Here is a 24,020-nt window from a genome sequence, read left to right on the forward strand (position 1 = left end):
AATCATGGAAAACTTGGGCCAGTGGAGAGAGCTGCCTGTGTCGCAGGGAAACCAGGTACTCACCCTTATCCGTTTTACCCAGGCCGCCACCGAGCTGTTCCTCACGCAAAGCGCAGTGAGTAAGCAGATGCATGCCTTGGAAGAAAGCCTGGAGATGCCGCTGTTCGAAAGGAAACCGCGTGGTGTCGCGCTGACCACGGCTGGTGAAGAATTGCTCTCAACGGTCGACGTCGTACTTGAGAGGTTGCACCACAGCGTCCGGCTACCGGCGGCGACCAGAATGGAGCATCTTCAGTTGTTTGCGTGGAAGCGAATCGTGCTCTGTCCGGCCCAAAATGGTGATTGCTATGGGCAGGATGCCGTTGATAACTGATGCCGTCGCTACTCCTGTCAGTTGAACCGGCGCTCCGAGAAGGGTGAAGTATAGGAAGGCTTCTCAGTGTAGCGAATTCGCTTCTGTGAACGCACGATCAATGAGCAACGTAGTACTGACGTTTCAGCCAGGACCTCGACGTACGTTTTAACGTACAAGAAAAGCATGGCTGGTAGTAATTTTCAGCAGAACTCGGCGGAACAAAAAAAGAGGCCTAAGCCTCTATTTTCAACGCTTCGTGTAAATATCACGCACAAAAAAACGCCACTCATAGAGTGGCGTTTTTTGTGAATCTTGGAGCGGGAAACGAGACTCGAACTCGCGACCCCGACCTTGGCAAGGTCGTGCTCTACCAACTGAGCTATTCCCGCGTCTTGGTGTGGCGCATTCTATAGATTCCAGAAGCCCCGTCAACCCCTTGATTCAAAAAAGTTTATTTCTTTTCCACGTCGGTCTTCAGATGCGGCCAGGCAGCCCGCAAATACTGGACCATGGACCACAACGTCAGGCCCGCGGATATCAGCAGCAAGGCGTAACCCAGCAGTACCCAGAACGTGAAATCCGACGGATTGGCCAGCAGGATCACCAGCGCCAGCATTTGCGCGGCGGTTTTCCATTTGCCCAGGTTAGACACCGCGACGTGAGCGCGGGCGCCGAGTTCGGCCATCCACTCGCGAAGTGCCGAGACGACAATCTCGCGACCGATGATCACGGCGGCCGGCAGCGTGAGCCACAGGTTACCGTGTTCTTGCACCAGCAATACCAGCGCAACGGCGACCATCAGCTTGTCAGCCACCGGATCAAGAAAAGCCCCGAACGGCGTGCTTTGTTCCAGTCGGCGGGCCAGATACCCGTCCAGCCAGTCTGTGGCAGCGGCAAATGCGAACACCGAGGCGGACGCCAGGTAGCTCCATTGATACGGCAGGTAGAACAGCAAAATGAAGATCGGAATGAGCAGGACGCGTAGTACGGTAATCAGATTAGGGATATTCATCGGCACAACTGGCTACGAGGTGAGGGGGCATTCTACTCGCTGTGCAGATTGGCATAAATCAACTCTGCGAGCTTTTTACTGATCCCGGGTGCTTTGGCGATCTCTTCGATGCTGGCACGAGACAGCTCCTGCAATCCACCAAAATGTTTCAACAAATCGCGGCGACGTGTCGGCCCGACACCGGCAACGCCCTCAAGCGTAGACGTGCGGCGGGTTTTGCCACGACGGGCGCGGTGCCCGGTAATCGCGAAACGGTGAGCTTCGTCGCGTATCTGCTGGATCAAATGCAGCGCGGGGGAATCACCGCGCAAGGTGAATTCGTGGGCAGCATCGTTCAGGTACAGGGTTTCGAAACCGGCCTTGCGCGTGGCGCCCTTGGCGACGCCCAGCAGAATCAGATCAGGCACGGCCAATTCATTGAGCACGTCGCGGGCCATGGACAGCTGTCCCTTGCCACCGTCCACCAGCAAGATGTCCGGCAGCTTGCCCTCCCCGTCCTTCAGTTTGCTGAAGCGTCGGGTCAGGGCCTGATGCATCGCGGCGTAGTCATCGCCCGGGGTGACGCCTTCAATGTTGTAGCGACGGTAGTCGGACTTGATCGGACCTTCGGGGCCGAACACCACACAAGAAGCCACGGTCGCTTCGCCGCTGGAGTGACTGATGTCGTAACACTCCAGGCGCTGTGGCGGTTCGTCCAGGTTCAGCACTTCCGCCAGCGCATCGAAACGTGCAGCAACGTGTTGACGGTTAGCCAGTCGCGCTCCAAGTGCCTGCTCGGCATTGGTGACCGCCAACTGTTGCCAGCGTGCTCGCGTACCACGAACCCTATGACTGATGGTCAATTCGCGACCACGCAGCTCATCAATGGCCGCGATCAGGGTCGGAAAGTCTTCGTGAACCACGTTGACGATCAGTTCGCTCGGCAGGTCGCGCTCGGGACTGCTGATGAAGTACTGGCCGAGAAACGCCGCCATGACTTCAGAAACGTCCTCTTCAATACCCACCTGCGGAAAGAAGTTCTTGCTCCCCAACACCCGCCCGCCCCGCACACTGATCAAATGGACGCAGGCACCACCCGGATTGACGAACGCGGCGATCACGTCGACGTCGCCCGTCCCGCCTTCCATGCTTTGCTGGTCCTGGACCCGGCGCAGTAATGAAATCTGATCCCGCAGCTCAGCCGCACGCTCAAACTCGAGGTTGATCGCCGCCTCTTCCATGGCTGCGGACAACTCGTCCGTCAGCGCATTGCTGCGCCCCTCAAGGAACATTACCGAGTGCCGGACGTCTTCGGCATACACCTCGGGCTCCACCAATCCGACACAGGGCGCCTTGCAACGTTTGATCTGGTATTGCAGACAAGGACGCGTACGGTTCTTGTAATAGCTGTCTTCGCACTGGCGAACGAAAAACGTCTTCTGCAGCAGGCTCAGGCTTTCACGAATGGCGCCGGCGCTGGGATAAGGGCCGAAATACTTGCCCTTGGCCTTTTTTGCACCGCGGTGGATGCTCAAGCGAGGGAACTGGCCATCCGAGAGAAAGACATAAGGGTAGGATTTATCGTCGCGCAGCAGGATGTTGTAGGGCGGACGCCATTCCTTGATCAGCGTCTGCTCAAGCAACAAGGCTTCGGTTTCATTGGCCGTAATCGTCGTTTCGACCTGAGCGATACGCGCGACCAGCGCCGCGGTCTTGGGTGCAAGACCGGATTTTCGGAAGTAACTCGACAGGCGATTCTTGAGGTTCTTGGCCTTGCCGACGTAGAGCAGGCGTGCTTCGCTGTCGAACATGCGATACACACCGGGACGCCCACTGACCGTCGACAGAAAGGCGCTTGGATCGAAGACTTCAGTCATTTTCAGAGGCTGGCATCGACCATGCCGTGACGAACCGCCAACAGCGTCAACTCGACATCGCTGCTGATCGAAAGCTTCTCGAAAATGCGGTAACGGTAAGTGTTGACGGTTTTTGGCGACAGACACAGCTTGTCGGAAATGATCTGGACCTTCTGACAGCCGACAATCATCAGCGCGATCTGGATTTCCCGCTCCGACAAGGCATCGAAAGGTGAATCATTGGTCGGCTGGAAGGATTTGATCGCCAGTTGTTGCGCGATCTGCGGGCTGATGTAGCGCTGCCCGGCAAACACCAGGCGGATGGCCTGGACCATTTCCGGCAACCCGGCGCCCTTGGTCAGATAGCCCGCGGCACCGGCCTGCAACAACCGGGTCGGAAACGGATCTTCTTCGCACACGGTGACCGCGACGACTTTGATATCCGGGTGACTGCGCAATAATTTGCGCGTGGCTTCAAGACCGCCGATACCGGGCATCTTGACGTCCATCAGGACCACATCGGGTTTCAACTCACGCGCCTTGAGCAGGGATTCTTCGCCTGACTCAGCCTGGCCGACTACTTGCAGGCCATCGATGTCAGCCAGCATTCGTGTAATGCCTGTACGAACGAGATCATGGTCATCGACTACTAGCACCCTAATCAAGCAGACACCTCGCGATATGGTCTTATTGGGTTGCCGACACCTTAGCAAAAAGCAACTGGCAGACCTAGCGGCAAGCGTCATATAAAAAGTTTCAATACATCTTGAAAGGCTTGCCGTATGCGTGTTTCAGCCAGGCGAGGCGTTGATATCACGCTGCATTCTCAGGAAACACTCGTCCGTGCCGACTACCTTGAGGCCCTTTCTCGCATACAACGCTTGCGCAGGATTATTTTCAAAAACCGTCAAGCGCAATGCCGGACGCCGCTCCTTGCACGCCATGGCGAATACCTGATCAATCGTCCAGGAACCGGCGCCCTGCCCTCGAAACGCTTCAATGACATGCAACTCGCGGATGTACAGGGCTTTGGCGTCACGACTCAGACTGACGAAGCCTAGCAAGGTCTCATTGCGCACAATCAACCAGTTTTCGCGCCCTGCCCAGCCAACATCAAAACCTTCGTCCTGCCACAGCAGATCGTGCTGAATGTAATAGCGCAGCATGTTTTTGCGGGTCAGTTCACGAGCGAAGGCGAGGTCCCGGTGCGTCGCCGGGCGTAATTCGAATGCCATCAAGCCTCCTCGACAGTCACTATTTGCCCCTGCCAACCCTCAGCATCGCGGCGAGCCACGACCATCAGGTTGCCTGTACCCGGCGCGGCCGCAATCAGCGAACCGTCCGACGCCCAGATCGCGCTGCGTCCTGCCGATTCCCAGCCCCCCGTCGCACCGCCATGGTTGGCCATCAGGACCGCCATCGAATGATGGCTGGCGTAGCCTTGTAACAAAGCGGTATCCGGGGCGTAGCCGTTTTCCGTGATCAGCACGCCCGCCGCATAGAGACCGGCACCTTGCTGCGCCGCCGCGGCGGCATGACTGGGATGAGAGAAATCCGCGCACACCGCCAACGCGACCGTATCGGCACCTACGGTCAGGGTCGGACCGCCGGTTCCCGGTGCAAATGCCACCTCCTCGCCTGGATGCAGATGTTGCTTGCTGTAGATCCCGAGCGATCCATCAGCGCCCAACACCAGCGCGCCAATCAATACGGGCGAATCCTCCGACAGGCGAATCGGCATCCCGACGACAGCCGTCACACCGACTTCCCGAGCGAGATCCCGTAACGGTTGCAGAACCCTGGCGTCTGGCGCAATGGCCAATTCAGCCGCAAGTCCACGCTCGTACCCGGTCAGGGACAACTCCGGGAACACCAGCAATTGCACGCCCTGCTCAGCAGCCACCTGCATGAAGCGCTGGTGCCACACAATGTTTGCAGCAAGGTCACCGGCGATGGAGACCGATTGAGCAGCGGCGATGATCAGTGGCGTCATGGTTCGTCCTTGCGAGGTTGTACATAAGCGAAGCACAAAGTGTGTCACAACCGGCGACGCACTCAAGCGATAGAAAATGCCTGCGGTGATCGATAGCATTTTCTGATTGAATCCACGTACCGGCCTCTAGTAAGCTCGGCGCACTCATCGGAGACAAACCATGTTCAACACCCTCTCACAGCTTCGTACCGTCAGCGCCCTGCGCTCGGTGGCGGCTGCCCGGGTGAATGACGTTTGTGCTCCGGTCAGCTTTTATTTTGGGTATTGGTTTAGCCACTGGCGCGCCTGATACCCACACGGCGCCCACTTTAAACGGGTCGCCACCAGAGATTTCTCAACCCCCGGTCGGCTTCCCGACCGGGGGTTTTGTTTTTTCAGCCCCGCACATTTTTAGCGACACACCAGACAACCAGAGGATTCAACAATGAACTACGCCACTTATTACCGTTACGACAGTTTTTCCGCCTGGCGATTTAGCAGCCTCCGCTCGGGACAGCCTGCCGCCTCCGATCGGTCACCCACAGGTGGCAAGCACACACACGCAGCCAATCCGACCAATTGTCGAACACCCCAGTAGGGCCGAGCGCGCGGGAACGAACCCGCCGCCAGCCCAGGAAGCCCGAATATGAACTCGTCCGTCTCTGCTCTGCCGCTGTCCACCTTGAGCCCTGCCAATGAAGCGCTGACCCTGCGTCTGCCCAGCTCATTGCAACTCAAACAGCAACTGCCTCTCAGCAACGCCCTGACCCAGCAAGTCGCCGCCCACCGCCAAGCGGTTCGCGCGATCCTCAATGGTGAAGATTCCCGTCTGCTGGTCATCGTCGGTCCCTGCTCGATTCACGATCCTCAGTCCGCCCTCGAATACGCCGGCAACCTCGCCCGCCTCGCCGCCGACGTCAGCGATGAAATGCTGCTGGTGATGCGCGCCTACGTCGAAAAACCCCGCACCACCGTTGGCTGGAAAGGCCTGGCCTACGATCCTCATCTGGATGGCAGCGATGACATGGCCGGCGGTTTGACGTTGTCCCGCGAGTTGATGCGCGAAATGCTCCGCCTGGGATTGCCGATTGCCACCGAACTGCTGCAACCGATGGCTGCCGGCTACTTCGACGATCTGTTGAGCTGGGTTGCCATTGGCGCTCGCACCACCGAATCGCAGATTCACCGTGAAATGGCCAGTGGCCTGAGCATGCCGGTCGGCTTCAAGAACGGCACCGATGGCGGTGTCGGTGTGGCCAGCGACGCCATGCGCTCTGCCGCTCACCCGCATCGCCATTTCGGTGTCGACAGCCAGGGTCACCCGGCAATCATTCAGACACCGGGCAACCCCGACACCCACCTGGTACTGCGTGGCGGACACCGCGGGCCGAACTACGACCGCGACAGCGTCGCCCGGGTGAACAGCGACTTGATCAAACTGAAGATCCCGGCCCGGATCATGGTCGACTGCAGCCATGCCAACAGCGGCAAAGACCCGTTGCGTCAGCCGGCGGTGTTTAACGATGTGCTTGAACAGCGCCTGCAAGGCGATCGATCACTGATCGGCATGATGATCGAGAGTCACCTGTTCGAAGGCTGCCAATCGCTGGGCCCGTCCATGCGTTACGGCGTGTCAGTCACGGACGGTTGCCTTGGCTGGAGCGCAACAGAACTGTTGCTGCGCCAGGCAACCGATCGGCTCAGGGCTCGGAACAGGGATCAACAATCGGCGTGAGCCACACACCCAACGTCCAGCCCTCACATTGAGGGCCGGACGTCGGAATCGAGACACGACTCACAGGCAAAGGGTGTTGCCGAAGTAGGCCATTGCTGAAACATCCTCTGTTACAGATCAAAAGATGTCCAAATATTCCGAACGAGACCTCATCCACTTTCGAACTTTCGTACATTTTCTATTCCGTTTTCATCAGGTTACAGCGGCTTCTTCATACAACGCCGAACAGCGGGTGTGCATTAGAGTGAGCCCATCAACACACCTCTGAACGACTGCGAAAAAGGAAAGAACATGCTACGGAATGCAACTACTCAGTATCCGATGCTGTTGGTCCACGGGCTGTTCGGCTTCGACCGCATCGGCAAGATCGAACTCTTTCATGACGTCAAGCAGGCACTTCGATGTGCAGGCGCAAGAGTGTTTATCCCGCACTTGTCGGCTACCCATAGCAATGAAGTCCGCGGCGACCAACTTCTGGCGCAGATCGAACGCGTACTGGAGGGAACCGGTGCGAACAAAGTCAACCTGATCGGCCACAGCCAGGGCGCACTCGCTGCACGTTATGCGGCGGCGGCAGCGCCGCAAATAATTGCTTCGGTAACCTCCGTCAGCGGACCGAATCACGGTTCGGAACTGGCCGACTTCTTGCGCAAGGCGCTGACGCCCGGGCGCCTGCCGGAACACGTTGCCTCGACGGTTGCAACGTTGTTTGCAGACTTTCTATCGTTGCTCAGCGGCCACAGTCACCTGCCGCAGAACGCCATCGCCGCGCTGAATGCCCTGACCACCGAAGGCGTGGGCGCGTTCAACGACAAATACCCCCAGGGATTGCCGAAAACCTGGGGTGGCAAGGGCCGCGAACTGGTCGACGGTGTACGTTATTACTCCTGGAGCGGCACCCTGCAGGGCGACATCCTCGACAAAGGGCTTGATGCGCTGAGCCCACTGCACGGGTTCCTCCGCGCCTTTTCCCACTACTTCACCACCGAACCCGAGCAGAACGATGGCCTGGTTGGCCGCTACAGCTCCCACTTGGGCAAAGTCATCCGGTCCGACTACCCGCTGGATCATCTGGACAGCCTCAGCCAGACCGCCGGTCCGTTGCACAAGGGCATCGACCCGACTGTCTTGTATGTGCAGCATGCAGAGCGTCTGAGAAATGCCGGCTTATAAAGGAACACCGTGTCGGTCTGCATAATCTGGACGGAACTTTGAGAAGAAATAGACCACTGAATCCGGTAGGCTCCGCACTTTACTGAACATTGAAAGGAGTATTTCACCATGGCTAAAGCCACTGCCCGTCACATCCTCGTTGCCAGCGAAGCCAAGTGCAACGAATTGAAAGCTCAAATCGAAGGCGGCGCTGATTTCGCCGAAGTCGCCAAAGCCAACTCCACTTGCCCATCCAGCCGCCAGGGCGGTGATCTGGGTTCGTTCGGTCCAGGCCAGATGGTCAAGGAATTCGACGCCGTGGTATTCAGCGCACCGATCAACGTGGTGCAAGGCCCGGTCAAGACCCAGTTCGGTTACCACCTGCTGGAAGTGACCAGCCGCCAGGACTGATCAGCCTTTAAGTTTCTGCATAACGGCCCGCCTTCTGGTGGGCCGTTGTGTTTGGGATACGTGATACGGGTGGCGAGGGACGCGCCGCTAGCGTACAAATTGCGGTTACTGACCACCCGGCTCTAAGGCTGACAATGCGACTGGCGTTCCCTACTTTATTGTTCACGGCCGTGGCTCTGTTGTTGAGCGTCACCGGCGTGACCGCAGCACCGCAACATGCGTTGACCGTGTACGGTGAACCGGCAAAGTATCCTGCCGGCTTTAGTCATTTTGCCTACACAAACCCGCAAGCCCCCAAGGGCGGCACAATGCGCCGCTCGGCCGTCGAAATCGGTCATTTCGATCATATGTTGCCCTACATCGATAAAGGCATTGGCGTCACACAGGTCGACGGCCTGCTTTACTCGCCCCTTGCCCAGCGTTCGCTGGACGAGCCTTACACCGTGTACGGCCTGGTGGCTCAGAAGATGGAGCGCTCGGATGACGGTTTGTCCCTGCGCTTCTACCTCAACCCCAAGGCCCGTTTCGCCGACGGCAAACCGATCACGGCCGAAGATGTGCGCTACACCTTTGACCTGTTGATGACCCAGGGCAGCCTGCGTTATCGCACCCAATTTGCCGACGTCAAAGGCGTCGAAGTGGAATCACCGCTAACGGTTCGGTTCGACTTTAAAAGCAATGAAAACCGTACCCTCCCCCTTGATATCGCGACCTTGCCGGTGTTTCCCGAGCATTGGTGGAAGACTCGTGACTTCGCCAATGGCGGCGGTTACGAGCCACCGTTGGGCAGCGGCCCCTACAGGGTAGGCAAGGTCGACTCCGGTCGCAGCATCACCTTCAAGCGCAATGCCGATTGGTGGGGCAAGGATCTACCGGTCAGCCGCGGCCTCTACAATTTCGATCATTTCAGCATCGAGTACTTCGGCGATACCGACGTCGCCCGCCAGGTACTGCGCGGCGGTGCCTACGACTACAACCGGGAATTCTCCGCCACCGCTTACTCCATCGGCTACGAAGGCCCGGCCCTCAGTGACGGGCGTCTGCAAAAGGCGCACCTGGCAACCCAAGCCCCGCAACCGGCCCAGGGCTTTGTGTTCAACTTGCAAAACCCGCTGTTCCAGGACCGTCGAGTGCGTCAGGCGCTGGCCATGCTCTGGGATTTCGAGTGGAGCAACCGGCAGATGATGCGCGACATGTACATCCGCCAGCAGAGTTACTTTTCCAACACCGACCTCGCCGCCCGACACCTGCCGGACGCCGGCGAACTGGCGATTCTCGAACCGCTGCGCGGGCAGGTCCCCGACGAGGTGTTCAGCCAGGTTTTCCAGGCTCCGAAAACCGATGGCAGTGGCGTGATACGCGACAAACAATTGCAGGCACTCGATTTGCTCGGACAGGCTGGCTGGAAACCCGATGGCGATCGACTGGTCAACGCCGAAGGCCAGTCTTTGAGTTTCACTTTCCTGGTCAGCCAGAACGGCATGGACCGATTGCTGTTGCCGTATAAACGCACCCTGAAACAGATCGGCATCGACATGAACATTCGCCGCATCGACTCCTCCCAGTACGTGAATCGCCTGATGAGCCGCGACTACGACATGATTGTCACCGGCTACCCGGTCACGACGTCGCCCGGGGGTGAACTGCTCAATTACTTCGGCTCGGTCTCGGCCAACGACCCTGGCGCCAATAACTACATGGTGTTGAAAAATCCAGCGGTCGACACATTGATCGCCGGACTGATTCGCGCCACCACCCAACCCGAAATGCTGCGCTACGCCCACGCGCTGGACCGGGTGCTGCAATGGAATTACTACTGGATTCCCAACTATTACCCGCCGGGCAGCTCCACCGTGTGGTGGAATCGTTTCGGCAGGCCCAACGAGCAAGCCAGCAATGACGAAGCCATCGAGAGCTGGTGGGAAATCAGCACCACGCCGCTGACCAATCAACAGATGACCGCTGAGCAAATCAGCCGTGGCAGACCCGGAGGGCCGCACTGATGTGGGCTTACATACTGCGGCGTCTGCTGCTGATCATTCCGACGCTGGTGATCATTCTTCTGGTCAACTTCATCATCGTCCAGGCCGCGCCGGGCGGCCCGGTGGAACAGGCCATCGCGCAGTTGCAAGGCATCGGCGGCGCGGGTGTCGGCGGCGGTTCCGGCGAACGCATGTCCGGCACCTCCCGATCCAGTCGCGGCCTCGACCCGCAACTGATCAAGGACATCGAAAAGCAATACGGCTTCGACAAGCCGGCGCACGAGCGCCTGTGGCTGATGCTCACCAGTTACGCGCGCCTGGACTTCGGCAAGAGCTTTTTCCGTGGGGTGACCGTCACCGACCTGATCCTGGAAAAAATGCCGGTGACCATTTCCCTCGGGCTCTGGGCAACGCTGATCACCTACCTGGTGTCGATCCCTCTGGGTATCCGCAAGGCCGTGCACCACGGCAGCCATTTCGATATCTGGAGCAGCACCGCGATCGTCATCGGCTACGCCATGCCGGCGTTCCTGTTCGCCATGTTCCTGATCGTGGTCTTCGCCGGCGGCACTTCGCTGAACTGGTTCCCGGTGCGCGGGCTGGTCTCGGACAACTTCGAATCGCTGTCGACCGTGGGCAAAATCGCCGATTACTTCTGGCACCTGGTCTTGCCGGTGACAGCGCTGGTGGTCGGCGGGTTCGCCACGCTGACCATTTTGACCAAGAACTCCTTTCTCAATGAAATCACGCGCCAGTACGTGGTCACCGCCCGGGCCAAAGGTCTGAGTGAACGCCAAGTGCTTTACGGTCACGTGTTTCGCAACGCCATGCTGCTGGTGGTCTCGGGGATTCCCCAAGCGTTCATCAGCGTATTTTTCGCCGGCTCCCTGCTGATCGAAGTGATTTTCTCCCTCGACGGCTTGGGTCGCATGAGTTACGAAGCCGCGGTTTCCCGGGACTATCCGGTGGTATTCGGTTCGCTGTTCATCTTCACGCTGTTCGGTCTCTTGATAAAACTGGTCGGCGACCTGTGCTACACCCTCGTCGACCCGCGTATCGACTTCGCCGCGAGGAACGCCTGATGTTCAAGCTCTCGCCGTTAGGACGTCGTCGTTTCGAACGCTTCAAGAAAAACCGGCGCGGCTGGTGGTCGCTGTGGCTGTTTGTCGGCCTGTTCCTGTTGACCCTTGGTGGCGAGCTGATCGCCAACGACAAACCGCTGATCGTCAGCTACCAGGGCTCACTCTACTTCCCGGTTCTGAAGCGTCATACCGAGCAGGAGTTTGGCGGACAGCTGCCGTTCCAGGCCGACTACCGCAGTGACTATGTACAGAAGCTGATTCACCAGGGCGATGGCTGGATGTTGTTCCCGCCAATCCCCTTCAGCGACGACACGCCGAACTATGACCTCAATCAACCCGCGCCCAGCCCTCCGACGAAGGTCAACTGGCTGGGCACCGACGACCAGGCGCGGGACGTGTTGGCCCGAGTGATTTTCGGTGCGCGGGTGTCAATCCTGTTTGCCTTGATGCTGACCTTTGTCAGCGCACTGATCGGCATCGCTGCCGGCGCCCTGCAAGGCTATTACGGCGGCTGGGTCGACCTGATCGGTCAACGGTTGCTGGAGGTTTGGTCGGGACTGCCGGTGCTGTACCTGCTGATCATCCTGTCGGGTTTTGTCGAGCCCAATTTCTGGTGGCTGCTGGGGATCATGGCGCTGTTTTCCTGGCTGGCCCTGGTGGATGTGGTGCGCGCCGAGTTTCTCCGGGGACGCAATCTGGAATACGTCAAAGCCGCCCGGGCGTTGGGCCTGACCGACCGTAAAGTCATCGTCCGGCACATCCTGCCTAACGCAATGAACGCGACCCTGAGTTACCTGCCGTTCATTCTGACCGGGGCGATCTCGACCCTCACAGCGCTGGACTTCCTCGGTTTCGGCATGCCTGCCGGCAGTGCATCGCTGGGCGAGTTGATCGGTCAGGGCAAACAGAATCTGCAAGCGCCGTGGCTGGGTTTGACGGCGTTTTTTACCCTGGCGCTGATTCTTTCTTTACTGGTGTTTATCGGGGAGGCGTTACGTGACGCTTTCGATCCACGATCATGAAGCGGACGGCTGATATGAGTAACAACCTGATCGAAATCCGTGACCTTAATGTGGCCTTCAGCGGCCAGACCGTGGTGCGCAATCTGTGCCTGGACATCCGCCCCGGTGAATGCCTGGCGCTGGTGGGCGAGTCGGGCTGCGGCAAGTCGGTGACCGCTCACTCGATCCTGCAACTGCTGCCCGAGACCGGTACCGAAACCACCGGCAGTATTCGCTACCGTGGCCAGGAGCTGGTCGGCGCATCGGCCAAGGTGTTGCGAGAACTGCGGGGTGACCGCATCGCGATGATCTTCCAGGAGCCCATGACTTCGCTCAATCCGCTGCACAGCATCGAAAAGCAGATCGGCGAAACCCTGCTGCTGCACAAGGGCCTGGCCGGTAAAGCGGCGCAAGCGCGGATACTTGAGTTGCTGCATCTGGTCGGCATTCAGAAGCCCCAAGAGCGGCTCAAGGCCTATCCCCATCAACTGTCCGGCGGCCAACGGCAACGGGTGATGATCGCCATGGCCCTGGCCTGCGAACCGGAGCTGCTGATCGCCGACGAGCCGACCACAGCGTTGGACGTGACAGTGCAGCGCAAGATCCTGCTGCTGCTCAAATCCCTGCAACAGCGTCTCGGCATGTCGCTGCTGCTGATCAGCCACGACCTCAATCTGGTGCGCAGCATTGCCCAACGGGTCTGCGTGATGAAGGCCGGGGAAATCGTCGAGCAGGCACCTTGCGAAACACTGTTTACCGAACCGAAACATCCTTACAGCTGCGTGTTGCTGAATGCCGAACCGGAAGGTGAAGCGTTGCCCCGGGACGAGCGCGAGAACGTGCTTGAGGTCGATGACTTGCGGGTGCGGTTCGTCGTCGGTGGCGGGCTGTTTCAGCGCAAGACCTACCTGAAGGCCGTGGACGGCATCAGCCTCAACATTCAGCGCGGCAAGACGCTGGGCATTGTCGGCGAGTCCGGTTCCGGCAAGTCGACGTTGGGTCAGGCGATCCTGCGCTTGCTCGATTCCGAAGGCAGCATCCGCTTTCAAGGTGAAGCGCTGGATGGCCTGACGCAAAAACAGCTGCGGCCGTGGCGCAAGAAAATGCAGGTGGTGTTCCAGGACCCGTTCGGCAGCCTCAGCCCGCGGATGTCCGTGGCGCAGATCATCAGTGAAGGCCTTGAGGTGCATAGCCAGTTGACGGCTGACGAATGCAAGGCCGAAGTGATTCGGGCACTGGAGGAAGTCGGCCTCGACCCGCAAAGCCGTCATCGCTACCCGCATGAGTTTTCCGGCGGCCAACGCCAACGCATCGCCATCGCCCGGGCGCTGGTGCTGAAACCGGCGCTGATCCTGCTGGACGAACCGACCTCGGCACTGGATCGCACGGTGCAAAAACAAGTGGTCGCCCTGCTCCGCCAACTTCAGGAAAAACATGGCCTGACCTACCTGTTCATCAGCCACGACCTGGCGGTGGTGCGCGCCCTGGCGCATGACATGATCGTGATCAGGGACGGCAAAGTGGTGGAAAGCGGTGCCAGCCATGACGTGTTCGAATCGCCGCAGCATCCGTATACCAAGGAGCTGTTGGCGGCGGCGCATCCTGAGGCCATCCGATGAACACCACCGAAAGCCTCAAGGACTACCAGCGCGTTCGCCTTCTGGCCATCCGTTCGTTGTTCGAGATCATCGAGCAGTCCAGCGAAGGCACGGTGATTGTCGACCGCGATGCGAACATTGTCTGGATGAACGAGCGCTATGCCCGGCGCTTTGGCCTGGAATCGGCGGAAGTGGCGATCGGCAAGGCCTGCGAAAGCGTGATCCCCGGCAGTCTGTTGCGCGAGGTGGTGCGCACCGGTCGGCCGATCCTGCTCGATATGCAGGACACCCCCAAAGAACCGCTGGTGGTGATGCGCCTGCCGATTCATGACGACGCCGGCGTGGTGATCGGCGCCATCGGGTTTGCGCTGTTCGATGAATTGCGCAGCCTCTCGCCGATGCTCAAGCGCTACATGAGCATGCAGGAAGAACTGGCCTCCACCCGCTCGCTGCTGCGGGCGCGGCAAACCAAGTACAACTTCGCGCACTTTATCGGCACCAGCGCCGCCAGCCTCGAAGTCAAGCGCCGTGCTCGACGCAGCGCCAGCGCCGAGTCGCCTGTGTTGCTGCTGGGTGAAACCGGCACTGGCAAAGAGTTGCTGGCTCAAGCGATCCACGGCGCTTCGCCGCGTGCGCATAAAGCCTTTGTCAGCATCAACAGCGCGGCGATTCCCGAATCGTTGCTGGAAGCGGAATTCTTCGGCACCGCGCCCGGCGCGTTTACCGGTGCCGATCGCAAAGGCCGTGCCGGCAAGTTACAGATCGCCCAGGGCGGCACCCTGTTTCTCGATGAAATCGGCGACATGCCGCTGCCCCTGCAAAGCAAACTGCTGCGGGTACTGCAGGAGAAAGAATTCGAGCCGGTGGGGTCCAACGAAGTGATCCAGAGCGATGTGCGAGTAATTGCCGCGACCTCCACGGATCTGGAAGCGGCGATCAAACGCGGCGAGTTTCGCGCCGATCTGTATTACCGCCTCAACGTGCTGCCAATCCAGGTCCCGCCGCTGCGTGATCGACTCGATGACCTGCCGGCCCTCAGTGAAGCGATTCTGGAGGAGCTGCGCAGTCAGCACGAATTGAACCGCGAAGCCCTGGAGTTGCTGGGTCAACATGCCTGGCCGGGGAACATTCGCGAGCTGCGCAACGTGCTGGAGCGGGCAGCGCTGCTCAGTGATGACTTGATGCTGAATGCCGCGGATATCCGCGCGGCGATTGGTACGTTCACACCGGTCGCGCGCGTGGCGCCTGTCACGATTGAGCCGGTTGCGCAAGAGACGTTCAGTGCGGCGCGAGAGCGGTTTGATCGGCAGTTGATTGAAGCGGCCCTCGCGCAATGCGGCGGGAAGGTGGTTGAAGCGGCGGCGCGGTTGGGGTTGGGGCGGTCGACGTTGTACAAGAAGATGGTGGCATTGGGGATTGCGGAGTCTCTATAACGAGACACAAATCTCCATCTATAGAAAGACCTTCGCGAGCAGGCTCGCTCCCACATTTACCGCGTTCTTGCGCGCAACTCGGTCAACCTGTGGGAGCCAGCCTGCTCGCGAAGAGGCCTTCAAAATCGACACACGTCTCCGATTAGAGACAACAACTTCAAGCGCGCCATGAAAACCTGAAAAAAATCCATATATTTCAATGCCTTAACCATCTGGCACGAAACTCGCTAAAGCCCTCTCCCACAACAGTTCCACCCTACAAAAATAACAATCCAGGAGACACACCATGAGTGTGATCATTGCCTTGGCAGCCCTCACGCTGCTAATGCTCGCGGCCTACCGTGGCTACAGCGTTATCCTCTTTGCCCCGATTGCCGCCCTCGGCGCCGTGCTGCTCACCGACCCTTCCGCCGTCGCCCCCGCCTTCACCGGGGTGTTCATGGAGAAAATGGTCGGTTTCATCAAACTGTATTTCCCGGTGTTCCTGCTCGGTGCAGTGTTCGGCAAGCTGATCGAGTTGTCGGGCTTCTCCCGCTCCATCGTCGCTGCGGCGATTCGCCTGCTCGGCACCCGTCAGGCGATGCTGGTGATCGTGCTGGTCTGCGCCCTGCTGACTTACGGCGGCGTGTCGCTGTTCGTGGTGGTGTTCGCGGTCTACCCGTTTGCTGCCGAAATGTTCCGCCAGAGCAATATTCCCAAGCGCCTGATCCCGGCGACCATCGCCCTCGGCGCGTTCTCTTTCACCATGGACGCCCTGCCCGGCACCCCGCAGATCCAGAACATCATCCCCAGCACTTTCTTCAACACCACCGCCTGGGCCGCGCCCTGGCTGGGCCTGATCGGCTCGATCTTCGTGGTCTGCGCCGGCATGCTGTTTCTGCAACGCCAGCGCAACAAGGCCCAGCGCACAGGTGAAGGTTATGGCACCGAACTGCGCAACGAGCCGGAAACCGCTGCCGACATCAAACTGCCTAATCCGTGGATTGCTGTGTCGCCGCTGCTGGCGGTGGGCATCATGAACCTGCTGTTTACCCAGTGGATTCCACAATGGTACGGCAAGACCCACAGCCTCGCGCTGCCGGGCATGGCCGCGCCGGTGACCACTGAAATTGCCAAGCTGACGGCGATCTGGGCCGTTCAGGCAGCCTTGCTGGTCGGCATCCTTATGGTGCTGGTGTTCGGCTTCCAGGCGATTCGCGGCAAGTTGGCCGAAGGCAGTCGAAGTGCGGTCAGCGGTTCGTTGCTGGCGGCGATGAACACCGCGTCGGAATATGGATTCGGCGCAGTGATCGCCTCGTTGCCAGGCTTCCTGGTGCTGGCTGACTGGCTCAAAAGCATTCCCAACCCGCTGGTCAACGAAGCGATCACCGTGACCCTGCTGGCCGGCATCACCGGTTCTGCGTCGGGCGGCATGAGCATTGCGCTGGCGGCCATGGCCAATGACTTCATCGCAGCGGCCCACGCCGCCAACATCCCCCTGGAAGTGCTGCACCGGGTGGCGGCGATGGCCAGTGGCGGCATGGACACCCTGCCGCATAACGGCGCGGTGATTACCTTGCTGGCGGTCACCGGCCTGACCCATCGCGAAGCCTACAAAGACATTTTCTGTATTACGCTGATCAAGACCCTGGCAGTTTTTGTGGTGATCGGTGTTTTCTACGCCACTGGCATTGTGTGAGGTATTCATGACAACTCTTTCGGGCAAGACTGCACTGGTCACCGGGTCCACCAGCGGCATCGGCTTAGGGATAGCCCTCAGCCTGGCCAAGGCTGGCGCCAATCTGATCCTCAACGGTTTCGGTGATGCATCCAAGGTGATTGCCGAGGTCGAACAATTCGGCGGCAAGGTCGGCCATCACCCGGCCGACGTTAGCAACCCTGAGCAGATCGCCGACATGATCGCCTACGCCGAGCGTGAGTTCGGCGGCGTGGACATCCTGGTCAACAATGCCGGCATCCAGCACGTGGCGCCGCTGGAAGAGTTCCCGGTGGAGCGCTGGGATTCGATCATTGCGATCAACCTGTCGTCGGTATTCCACAGCTCCCGTTTGAGCCTGCCAGGCATGCGCGCCAAAGGCTGGGGACGGATCATCAATATCGCTTCGGTGCACGGCCAGGTCGGGTCGGTGGGCAAGGCAGCCTACGTGGCAGCCAAGCATGGGGTGATCGGTTTGACCAAAGTGGTCGGGCTGGAAACGGCCACCACCAATGTCACCTGCAACGCCATCTGCCCGGGTTGGGTGCTGACGCCTCTGGTGCAAAAACAGATTGATGACCGCATCGCCAAAGGCATCGACCCGCAACAGGCGCAGCATGATTTGCTGGCCGAGAAGCAGCCTTCCCTGGAGTTTGTAACGCCGCCACAATTGGGCGAACTGGTGCTGTTCTTGTGCAGCGAGGCCGGTAGCCAGGTGCGTGGCGCGGCGTGGAATATTGATGGTGGGTGGTTGGCGCAATAACCAACCGGACCCTGATCGTTCCCACGCTCTGCGTGGGAATGCAGCCCGGGACGCTCTGCGTCCCAAGAGCCGAACGCGGAGCGTCCGCTGAGGCATTCCCACGCAGAGCGTGGGAACGATCTGAACGAGAGAGCAACAAGAAGAGGCAAGCCATGTCCGACATCCTCTGGCAACCCAGCGCCAAGCGCATCGGCAAGACCCGCATGGAGGCCTTTCGGCGCTTCATCAATCAGCGACACAACCTCCACGTCGACGACTACCCTGCCCTGCATCAATGGTCCATCGATCAGCGTGAAGCGTTCTGGCAGGCCATCGTCGATTTCTTCGACATCCGTTTCCACGATCAACCGGACGCAGTACTGGTCGAGGGCACGCAAATGCCCAGCGCCCAATGGTTTCCCGGCGCCACCCTGAACTTCGCCGAACACCTGATGCGCCGTCGCGACGATGGCGTGGCGGTCATTGCCATCGGCGAAAACGGCCAGCGTGAACACCTGACCTGGGCCGAACTGGCGGAGCATGTCGCCGGTTTCCAAAACAGCTTGATCGCCGCTGGCGTCGTCATTGGCGATCGAGTGGCCGCCTGCATGCCGAACACCTGGCAAACCCTGGTGGCCATGCTCGCCACCACCAGCCTGGGGGCAATCTGGTCTTGCTCTTCGCCGGATTTCGGCACCCAAGGGGTGATCGATCGCTTCGGCCAGATCGAACCGAAAGTGCTGCTCACCTGCGCCGGGTACCGCTATGCCGGCAAGGACATCGACCAGACCGCCAAGGTCAATGAAATCCTCGAGCGCTTGCCGTCCTTGCAGCAGTTGATTGTCGTGCCTTACGCCCGGCCGCAAGCGCGCATCGAACACTTCCACACCACGGCCAACGTGACGCTCTGGGATGACTTCTACGACGTGGGCGGCGAGCCGGAATTCGTCCCCGTGCCGTTCGCGCATCCGCTGTACATCCTCTACTCCAGCGGCACCACCGGCGTGCCGAAATGCATCATTCACAGCACCGGCGGCGTGTTGCTGCAACACGTCAAGGAACACGGATTGCATTGCGACCTCGGCCCCGGCGACCGGTTGTTCTACTACACCACCTGCGGCTGGATGATGTGGAACTGGCTGGTCTCGGCGCTGGCCGTGGACAGCACGGTGGTGCTGTACGACGGCTCACCATTTCATCCGGACCCGGAGCGCCTGATCGACCTGATCGACGACGAACGCATCAGTGTCTTCGGCACCAGCCCCAAGTACCTGGCAACCCTGGAAAGCAGCGGCATCAAACCTCGCGAAAGCCATGACCTGAGCAGCCTCAAAACCCTGCTGTGCACCGGCTCCGCGTTATCGCCGCAAAGTTACGACTACGTCTACCGCGACTTCAAGCCCGACCTGTGCCTGGCCTCGATGTCCGGTGGCACCGACATCGTCTCGTGTTTTGTGAACGGTAATCCGTTGCAACCGGTACGCCGTGGCGAGATACAAGGCAAAAGCCTGGGCATGGCGGTGGAAGTCTGGAACGACAATGGCCAGCCGGTAGTCGGCGAAAAAGGTGAGCTGGTGTGTACCCGGCACTTCCCGGCCATCCCCATCGGGTTCTGGAATGACCCTCGGCAGGAAAAGCTCCGCGCTTCGTATTTCAGTCAGTTCCCCGGTGTCTGGGCCCAAGGCGATTACGCAGAACAATTGCCCCACGGCGGGATGATGATCCACGGACGCTCCGACGCTGTGCTCAACCCCGGCGGCGTGCGCATCGGAACCGCGGAAATCTACCGTCAGGTGGAGAAAGTGCCACAGGTCCTGGACAGCGTGGCCATCGGTCAGCAGTGGCAGGATGACGTGCGGGTGGTGCTGTTCGTGCGGTTGCGCGAGGGCGTCAAACTGGACGAAGCGCTGCAACAACAGATTCGCCAGGTCATCCGCGCCAACACCACACCGCGGCATGTGCCGGCGAAGATTGTCGCGGTGACCGATATACCGCGCACTATCAGCGGCAAGGTCGTTGAACTGGCGGTGAGGAATGTGGTGCATGGGCAGAAGGTCAAAAACACTGATGCCTTGGCCAATCCCGAGGCGCTTGAGCAATTCCGAAACCGCCCCGAACTCAACGACTGAACGCCGGGGATCTACTGTGGGAGCGAGCCTGCTCGCGAAAGCGGTGTGTCAGTCGACATCAATACTGACTGACCCGCAGCCATCGCGAGCAGGCTCGCTCCCACATGGGATTTATGTCAGTCCATTAATCCCCATTCACCCGGTGGTGCGGGGGATTGCGGTGACGCTTCGGCGTGCAGCTTTAGCCGCAGACGCAAATTGTTCACTGAATCCGCATACTTCAACGCTTCCTCCTCATTGATCGCCCCCTCGACAACCAATGCGTAAAGCGCTCCGTCGAACGTCTGCATCCCCAGCTCCACAGACTTCTCCATGATCCCCTTGAGTTCGGATAACTCATTGCGCCGGATCAGATCGCCGACAGTTGGCGTGCCAATCATCACTTCCACCGCCGCCCGTCGCTGACCATCCCGGGTGTGCACCAACCGTTGGGACACGAACGCCTTGAGGTTGTTGCCCAGGTCGTGAAGCAGCTGTGTCCGCCGTTCCTCGGGGAAGAAGTTGATGATGCGGTCCAGCGCCTGATGGGCGTTGTGGGCATGCAGGGTGGAAATCACCAGATGACCGGTATCGGCAAACGCCAGTGCATGCTCCATCGTTTCGCGGTCACGGATTTCGCCGATCAGCACCACGTCCGGTGCCTGGCGCAGGGTGTTCTTCAATGCGGCGTGAAAACTGCGGGTATCGACGCCGACCTCGCGCTGGTTGATGATCGATTTCTTGTGCCGATGAATGTACTCGACCGGGTCTTCGATGGTGATGATGTGGCCACTGCTGTGGCGATTGCGGTAGTCGATCAATGCCGCCAGCGAGGTAGACTTGCCCGAGCCGGTAGCGCCGACGAACAGCATCAGTCCTTGTTTGAGCATCACCGTCTCGAGCAGTACCGGCGGCAGTTTTAAGTTTTCGAAACGCGGAATGTCGAGCTTGATGTTGCGCGCCACGATTGACACATCGTTGCGTTGTTTGAAGATATTGACCCGAAAGCGCCCGATACCGGCCAAGGAAATCGCCAGGTTCATCTCCAGTTCACGATCGAACTCAAGACGCTGTTCGGCGTCCATGATGGACGCGGCAATGGCCGCGACTTCTCCCGGCTTGAACGGCTGATCAGCCAAGGGTTTAAGCACACCCTCGAAGCGTGCGCTGGGTGGCGCACCGGTGGACAGATAAAGATCGGAGCCATTCTGGCTGGCCAGGAGCCCTAACAGTGCATCGATTTCCATGGCAAAAAGCACCCGCGAAGCATTCAATGAACAAAAATGACCCAAATGGGTCAGCCAGCATCTACTGCGGTACAAGGATAGTCGACACCGCCACACCGACTTAAGTGCAGGACATCTTGATGAACGCAACACCGACCGGCAGCGATGCCCAGGCCTTGATTGCCCGACTGGACTGGAGACTCAGCCCACTGGGCGCTGCCAGTACCTGGCCGCAAAGCCTGCGCACCGCCGTGGATATCGTGATTCATTCGCCGATGCCCATGCTGTTGCTGTGGGGGCCGCAGCTCACCCAGATCTACAACGACGGCTTCGCCCTGCTGTCCGGCAGCAAACATCCGCATGCTTTCGGACAACCGACACACCTGGTCTGGCCAGAGCTAAAAGACTTTACCGACCCCATTTACAGCGCCGTCCTACAAGGACAGGTACGGACCTACAGCGAACAGCGCTTCACCTTGCAGCGCAACGGCCAGGATTCCGACTTCTGGCTGGACCTGACCTACAGCCCCATCCGCGATGAAAGCGCCCAGGTCGCCGGGATTCTGGTTACCGCCATCGAAACCAACGAGCGCCGACGCATCGCCCTCGAACTCGAGCAGCGTTCGGCTGCCAGCCTCAAGGCCCAGCACGAAACCGAGGAACGCCTGCAACTGGCCCTCGCGGCCACCGACGCCGTGGGCACCTGGGACTGGGACATCAACGAAGACCGTTTCATCGCCGACGCTCACTTCGCCCAGTTACACGGTATCGACCCGCTGCTCGCCAATCAGTTGCCCATCAGCGCCTACCTTCAGGGGGTGCACCCGCAAGACCGCGCCATGGTCGCCCGCAGCATCAAGCACTCCATCACCCACGGCACCGAATACGCCGAGGAATATCGCCTGCTGCAAGCCGACGGTCAGTTGCGCTGGGTGTTTGCCCGGGGTCGTTGCTACAAGGACCACCATGGACGGCCAATCCGCTTCCTCGGCGCAGCCCTGGACCTGACCGAACGTAAACATACAGAACAAGCCTTGCGGCAAAGTCAGACCGAGCTGCAACTGATCATCAACGCCATGCCGATCCTGATCAGCTACGTGGACAGCGAGGAACGCTTTCGCCTGAACAATGCGGCCTACCTCGACTGGTACGGGCTGACGCCTCAGGAGCTCTTTGGCAAAACCATCCGCGAAGTACTGGGTGAAGAAGCCTATTCCTTGCGCGCCGAACACATCGCACAGGCGCTGTCCGGCAAACCTTGTTGTTTCAGCCTCAGCACCTCGCACCGTGACGGCAGCATCCGCCATGCCCTGATGAACTACTTGCCGCGCCACGGCGCGGATGGTGCGGTCAATGGCTTCTATATCTTTGTGATTGACGAAACCGAGCGCAAACAGACCGAAGAAGCCCTGCGCAATCTCAACGAAACCCTTGAGGAACGAGTCGCCGCCCGCACTCAACAATTGGCGCAAGCCAACCAGCGACTGCAGAACGAGATGTTCGAACGCGAACGGGCCGAAGAGGCGTTGCGCCATGCCCAGAAGATGGAAGCCCTCGGCCAGCTTACCGGCGGCATCGCCCATGACTTCAACAATATGCTCACCGGAATTATCGGCAGCCTCGACTTGATGCAGCGCTACATCGCCGACGGGCGCGCCGCCGAGGTGGGGCGTTTCAGCGAGGCGGCAGTGTCCTCGGCCAACCGCGCCGCCGCCCTGACCCATCGCCTGCTGGCGTTTTCCCGGCGTCAGTCACTGGACCGCAGGCCGCTGAACGCCAATGATCTGATCCATTCCCTGGAAGACCTGCTCAGTCGGACCACGGGCGATCACATCGAGCTCAAACTGCAACTGGCCGATGACGTCTGGCCGGTCAGCACCGACGTCAGCCAGCTGGAAAACGGCCTGCTCAATCTGGTGATCAACGCCCGGGACGCCATGCCCGACGGCGGCGAGTTGCGGATCGAAACCGCCAACGTGTACCTCGACAGCAGTGACATCAACACCCTGGAACCGGTCAAGGCCGGGGATTATCTGATGATTGCCGTCAGCGACAACGGCACCGGGATGACCCCGTCGGTGCTGGCCAAGGCCTTCGACCCATTCTTCACCACCAAACCCATCGGCCAAGGCACCGGTCTTGGGTTGTCGATGATCTATGGTTTTGCCCAGCAGTCGGGCGGGCATGTCAGCCTGTTCAGCTTGCCGGGTCAGGGCACCAGCGTCCGTCTGTACCTGCCGCGGCTGCATAACGCAGAGCCCGAAAACGTCTTGATGCCGGTCACCAGCGAAGCACCGGCCGCGATTGCCGGGGAAACCGTGGTGTTGGTGGAGGACGACCCGGCGGTGCGCATGCTGGTGCTCGACCTGCTCAAGGAGTTGGGTTATCACGCCCATGAAGCCGAAGACGCGAAGACCGCCCTGCCCCTGCTCGAATCCGACCTGCGGATCGATTTGCTGGTCACCGACGTCGGGCTGCCGGGGATGAACGGTCGGCAACTGGCGGAGATTGCCCGCCAGCATCGGCCCGCGCTCAAAGTGCTGTTCATGACCGGTTATGCGGAAAAAGCCGCCGAGCGCCAGGGCTTCCTGGAGGAAGGCATGGACATGGTGGCCAAGCCGTTTTCCATTGACCTGATGGCCAACAAGATTCGCGCGATGATCGGCCAACCGGACTGAGT

General features: G+C 59.7%; 19 protein-coding genes, 1 tRNA gene and 1 pseudogene. 14 read left to right on the forward strand and 7 right to left on the reverse strand.

The window, feature by feature from the left end; all coding sequences use genetic code 11:
* Positions 1 to 13: 13 nt before the first annotated feature.
* Positions 14 to 259 (forward strand): annotated as a pseudogene (locus tag AC3WP4_RS00635) (LysR family transcriptional regulator); the annotation flags it as partial.
* A gap of 409 nt (positions 260 to 668) precedes the next feature.
* Here the strand turns inward: AC3WP4_RS00635 and AC3WP4_RS00640 are convergent.
* From AC3WP4_RS00640 to AC3WP4_RS00665, 6 genes are all read right to left on the reverse strand, one after another.
* Positions 669 to 744: transfer RNA gene (locus tag AC3WP4_RS00640), tRNA-Gly, on the reverse strand.
* 62 nt (positions 745 to 806) lie between these two features.
* Positions 807 to 1,367 carry a CDP-diacylglycerol--glycerol-3-phosphate 3-phosphatidyltransferase gene (gene pgsA / locus AC3WP4_RS00645; protein ID WP_008150904.1) on the reverse strand — a complete coding sequence of 187 codons (561 nt, stop codon included), beginning with the start codon at positions 1,365 to 1,367 and terminating at the stop codon, positions 807 to 809.
* A gap of 32 nt (positions 1,368 to 1,399) precedes the next feature.
* The gene (uvrC, locus tag AC3WP4_RS00650) at positions 1,400 to 3,223 is read right to left on the reverse strand and encodes an excinuclease ABC subunit UvrC (protein WP_074877509.1); all 1,824 of its coding nucleotides are present in this window, start codon (positions 3,221 to 3,223) and stop codon (positions 1,400 to 1,402) included.
* 2 nt (positions 3,224 to 3,225) lie between these two features.
* Entirely contained in the window at positions 3,226 to 3,867 is a 642-nt protein-coding gene (gacA, locus tag AC3WP4_RS00655) for a response regulator transcription factor GacA (RefSeq protein ID WP_008015884.1), read from the reverse strand.
* Positions 3,868 to 3,993: 126 nt separating this feature from the next.
* Positions 3,994 to 4,437 (reverse strand): GNAT family N-acetyltransferase, encoded by a 444-nt coding sequence (locus AC3WP4_RS00660; RefSeq protein WP_074877511.1) that lies wholly within the window; start codon positions 4,435 to 4,437, stop codon positions 3,994 to 3,996.
* On the reverse strand, positions 4,437 to 5,195 hold the full coding sequence (locus tag AC3WP4_RS00665; RefSeq protein ID WP_102614320.1) for a carbon-nitrogen hydrolase family protein: 759 nt from the start codon (positions 5,193 to 5,195) through the stop codon (positions 4,437 to 4,439). The genes AC3WP4_RS00660 and AC3WP4_RS00665 overlap by 1 nt, the downstream gene beginning before the upstream one ends.
* A 160-nt stretch (positions 5,196 to 5,355) precedes the next feature.
* Here AC3WP4_RS00665 and AC3WP4_RS00670 point away from each other — a divergent pair, with 160 nt between their 5' ends.
* The 12 genes from AC3WP4_RS00670 to AC3WP4_RS00725 all read left to right on the forward strand — a co-directional run bounded on the left by AC3WP4_RS00670 (position 5,356) and on the right by AC3WP4_RS00725 (position 20,135).
* A complete protein-coding gene (locus tag AC3WP4_RS00670) occupies positions 5,356 to 5,484 on the forward strand; it encodes a hypothetical protein (RefSeq protein ID WP_256581310.1) in 129 nt (42 codons plus the stop codon).
* Positions 5,485 to 5,820: 336 nt separating this feature from the next.
* Positions 5,821 to 6,909, forward strand: a complete 1,089-nt coding sequence (locus tag AC3WP4_RS00675) for a 3-deoxy-7-phosphoheptulonate synthase (protein ID WP_102614319.1) — start codon at positions 5,821 to 5,823, stop codon at positions 6,907 to 6,909.
* Between the two features lie 291 nt (positions 6,910 to 7,200).
* Entirely contained in the window at positions 7,201 to 8,082 is an 882-nt protein-coding gene (locus AC3WP4_RS00680) for an esterase/lipase family protein (RefSeq protein WP_102614318.1), read from the forward strand.
* Between the two features lie 108 nt (positions 8,083 to 8,190).
* On the forward strand, positions 8,191 to 8,472 hold the full coding sequence (locus AC3WP4_RS00685; protein WP_046048458.1) for a peptidylprolyl isomerase: 282 nt from the start codon (positions 8,191 to 8,193) through the stop codon (positions 8,470 to 8,472).
* Positions 8,473 to 8,606: 134 nt separating this feature from the next.
* A complete protein-coding gene (locus tag AC3WP4_RS00690; protein ID WP_074877518.1) occupies positions 8,607 to 10,475 on the forward strand; it encodes an extracellular solute-binding protein in 1,869 nt (622 codons plus the stop codon).
* Positions 10,475 to 11,536, forward strand: coding sequence for a microcin C ABC transporter permease YejB (locus AC3WP4_RS00695; RefSeq protein ID WP_076030787.1), 1,062 nt, complete (start codon positions 10,475 to 10,477; stop codon positions 11,534 to 11,536). Before AC3WP4_RS00690 ends, AC3WP4_RS00695 begins: the two co-directional genes overlap by 1 nt.
* On the forward strand, positions 11,536 to 12,558 hold the full coding sequence (locus tag AC3WP4_RS00700; protein ID WP_102614317.1) for an ABC transporter permease: 1,023 nt from the start codon (positions 11,536 to 11,538) through the stop codon (positions 12,556 to 12,558). Before AC3WP4_RS00695 ends, AC3WP4_RS00700 begins: the two co-directional genes overlap by 1 nt.
* Before the next feature lie 14 nt (positions 12,559 to 12,572).
* Positions 12,573 to 14,156, forward strand: a complete 1,584-nt coding sequence (locus AC3WP4_RS00705; protein ID WP_074877525.1) for an ABC transporter ATP-binding protein — start codon at positions 12,573 to 12,575, stop codon at positions 14,154 to 14,156.
* Entirely contained in the window at positions 14,153 to 15,568 is a 1,416-nt protein-coding gene (locus AC3WP4_RS00710) for a sigma-54 interaction domain-containing protein (protein WP_102614316.1), read from the forward strand. The genes AC3WP4_RS00705 and AC3WP4_RS00710 overlap by 4 nt, the downstream gene beginning before the upstream one ends.
* A 286-nt stretch (positions 15,569 to 15,854) precedes the next feature.
* Positions 15,855 to 17,246 carry a GntP family permease gene (locus AC3WP4_RS00715; protein WP_074877530.1) on the forward strand — a complete coding sequence of 464 codons (1,392 nt, stop codon included), beginning with the start codon at positions 15,855 to 15,857 and terminating at the stop codon, positions 17,244 to 17,246.
* A 7-nt stretch (positions 17,247 to 17,253) separates the two neighbouring features.
* A complete protein-coding gene (locus AC3WP4_RS00720) occupies positions 17,254 to 18,027 on the forward strand; it encodes a 3-hydroxybutyrate dehydrogenase (protein ID WP_074877531.1) in 774 nt (257 codons plus the stop codon).
* A gap of 152 nt (positions 18,028 to 18,179) precedes the next feature.
* A complete protein-coding gene (locus AC3WP4_RS00725; RefSeq protein WP_102614315.1) occupies positions 18,180 to 20,135 on the forward strand; it encodes an acetoacetate--CoA ligase in 1,956 nt (651 codons plus the stop codon).
* Between the two features lie 116 nt (positions 20,136 to 20,251).
* Here AC3WP4_RS00725 and AC3WP4_RS00730 read toward each other — a convergent pair whose 3' ends face one another.
* A complete protein-coding gene (locus AC3WP4_RS00730) occupies positions 20,252 to 21,361 on the reverse strand; it encodes a PilT/PilU family type 4a pilus ATPase (protein ID WP_074877534.1) in 1,110 nt (369 codons plus the stop codon).
* A gap of 119 nt (positions 21,362 to 21,480) precedes the next feature.
* On the opposite strand from AC3WP4_RS00730, the gene AC3WP4_RS00735 reads away from it, so the two are divergent.
* Positions 21,481 to 24,018: a PAS domain-containing hybrid sensor histidine kinase/response regulator gene (locus AC3WP4_RS00735; protein WP_102614314.1), complete on the forward strand. Its 2,538-nt coding sequence runs from the start codon at positions 21,481 to 21,483 to the stop codon at positions 24,016 to 24,018.
* Positions 24,019 to 24,020: the final 2 nt, after the last annotated feature.

The sequence above is a fragment of the Pseudomonas sp. FW305-20 genome (genome assembly GCF_058788075.1).

What these genes read in the sequence shown, in the direction of transcription:
- AC3WP4_RS00735 (WP_102614314.1), top strand. Translation starts at nt 21,481, where the DNA reads ATGAACGCAACACCGACCGGCAGCGATGCCCAGGCCTTGATTGCCCGA.
- AC3WP4_RS00675 (WP_102614319.1), top strand. Translation starts at nt 5,821, where the DNA reads ATGAACTCGTCCGTCTCTGCTCTGCCGCTGTCCACCTTGAGCCCTGCC.
- AC3WP4_RS00715 (WP_074877530.1), top strand. Translation starts at nt 15,855, where the DNA reads ATGAGTGTGATCATTGCCTTGGCAGCCCTCACGCTGCTAATGCTCGCG.
- AC3WP4_RS00695 (WP_076030787.1), top strand. Translation starts at nt 10,475, where the DNA reads ATGTGGGCTTACATACTGCGGCGTCTGCTGCTGATCATTCCGACGCTG.
- AC3WP4_RS00670 (WP_256581310.1), top strand. Translation starts at nt 5,356, where the DNA reads ATGTTCAACACCCTCTCACAGCTTCGTACCGTCAGCGCCCTGCGCTCG.
- AC3WP4_RS00705 (WP_074877525.1), top strand. Translation starts at nt 12,573, where the DNA reads ATGAGTAACAACCTGATCGAAATCCGTGACCTTAATGTGGCCTTCAGC.
- AC3WP4_RS00690 (WP_074877518.1), top strand. Translation starts at nt 8,607, where the DNA reads ATGCGACTGGCGTTCCCTACTTTATTGTTCACGGCCGTGGCTCTGTTG.
- AC3WP4_RS00725 (WP_102614315.1), top strand. Translation starts at nt 18,180, where the DNA reads ATGTCCGACATCCTCTGGCAACCCAGCGCCAAGCGCATCGGCAAGACC.
- AC3WP4_RS00685 (WP_046048458.1), top strand. Translation starts at nt 8,191, where the DNA reads ATGGCTAAAGCCACTGCCCGTCACATCCTCGTTGCCAGCGAAGCCAAG.
- AC3WP4_RS00680 (WP_102614318.1), top strand. Translation starts at nt 7,201, where the DNA reads ATGCTACGGAATGCAACTACTCAGTATCCGATGCTGTTGGTCCACGGG.
- pgsA (WP_008150904.1), bottom strand. Translation starts at nt 1,367, where the DNA reads ATGAATATCCCTAATCTGATTACCGTACTACGCGTCCTGCTCATTCCG.
- uvrC (WP_074877509.1), bottom strand. Translation starts at nt 3,223, where the DNA reads ATGACTGAAGTCTTCGATCCAAGCGCCTTTCTGTCGACGGTCAGTGGG.
- AC3WP4_RS00720 (WP_074877531.1), top strand. Translation starts at nt 17,254, where the DNA reads ATGACAACTCTTTCGGGCAAGACTGCACTGGTCACCGGGTCCACCAGC.
- AC3WP4_RS00710 (WP_102614316.1), top strand. Translation starts at nt 14,153, where the DNA reads ATGAACACCACCGAAAGCCTCAAGGACTACCAGCGCGTTCGCCTTCTG.
- AC3WP4_RS00665 (WP_102614320.1), bottom strand. Translation starts at nt 5,195, where the DNA reads ATGACGCCACTGATCATCGCCGCTGCTCAATCGGTCTCCATCGCCGGT.
- AC3WP4_RS00730 (WP_074877534.1), bottom strand. Translation starts at nt 21,361, where the DNA reads ATGGAAATCGATGCACTGTTAGGGCTCCTGGCCAGCCAGAATGGCTCC.
- AC3WP4_RS00700 (WP_102614317.1), top strand. Translation starts at nt 11,536, where the DNA reads ATGTTCAAGCTCTCGCCGTTAGGACGTCGTCGTTTCGAACGCTTCAAG.
- AC3WP4_RS00660 (WP_074877511.1), bottom strand. Translation starts at nt 4,437, where the DNA reads ATGGCATTCGAATTACGCCCGGCGACGCACCGGGACCTCGCCTTCGCT.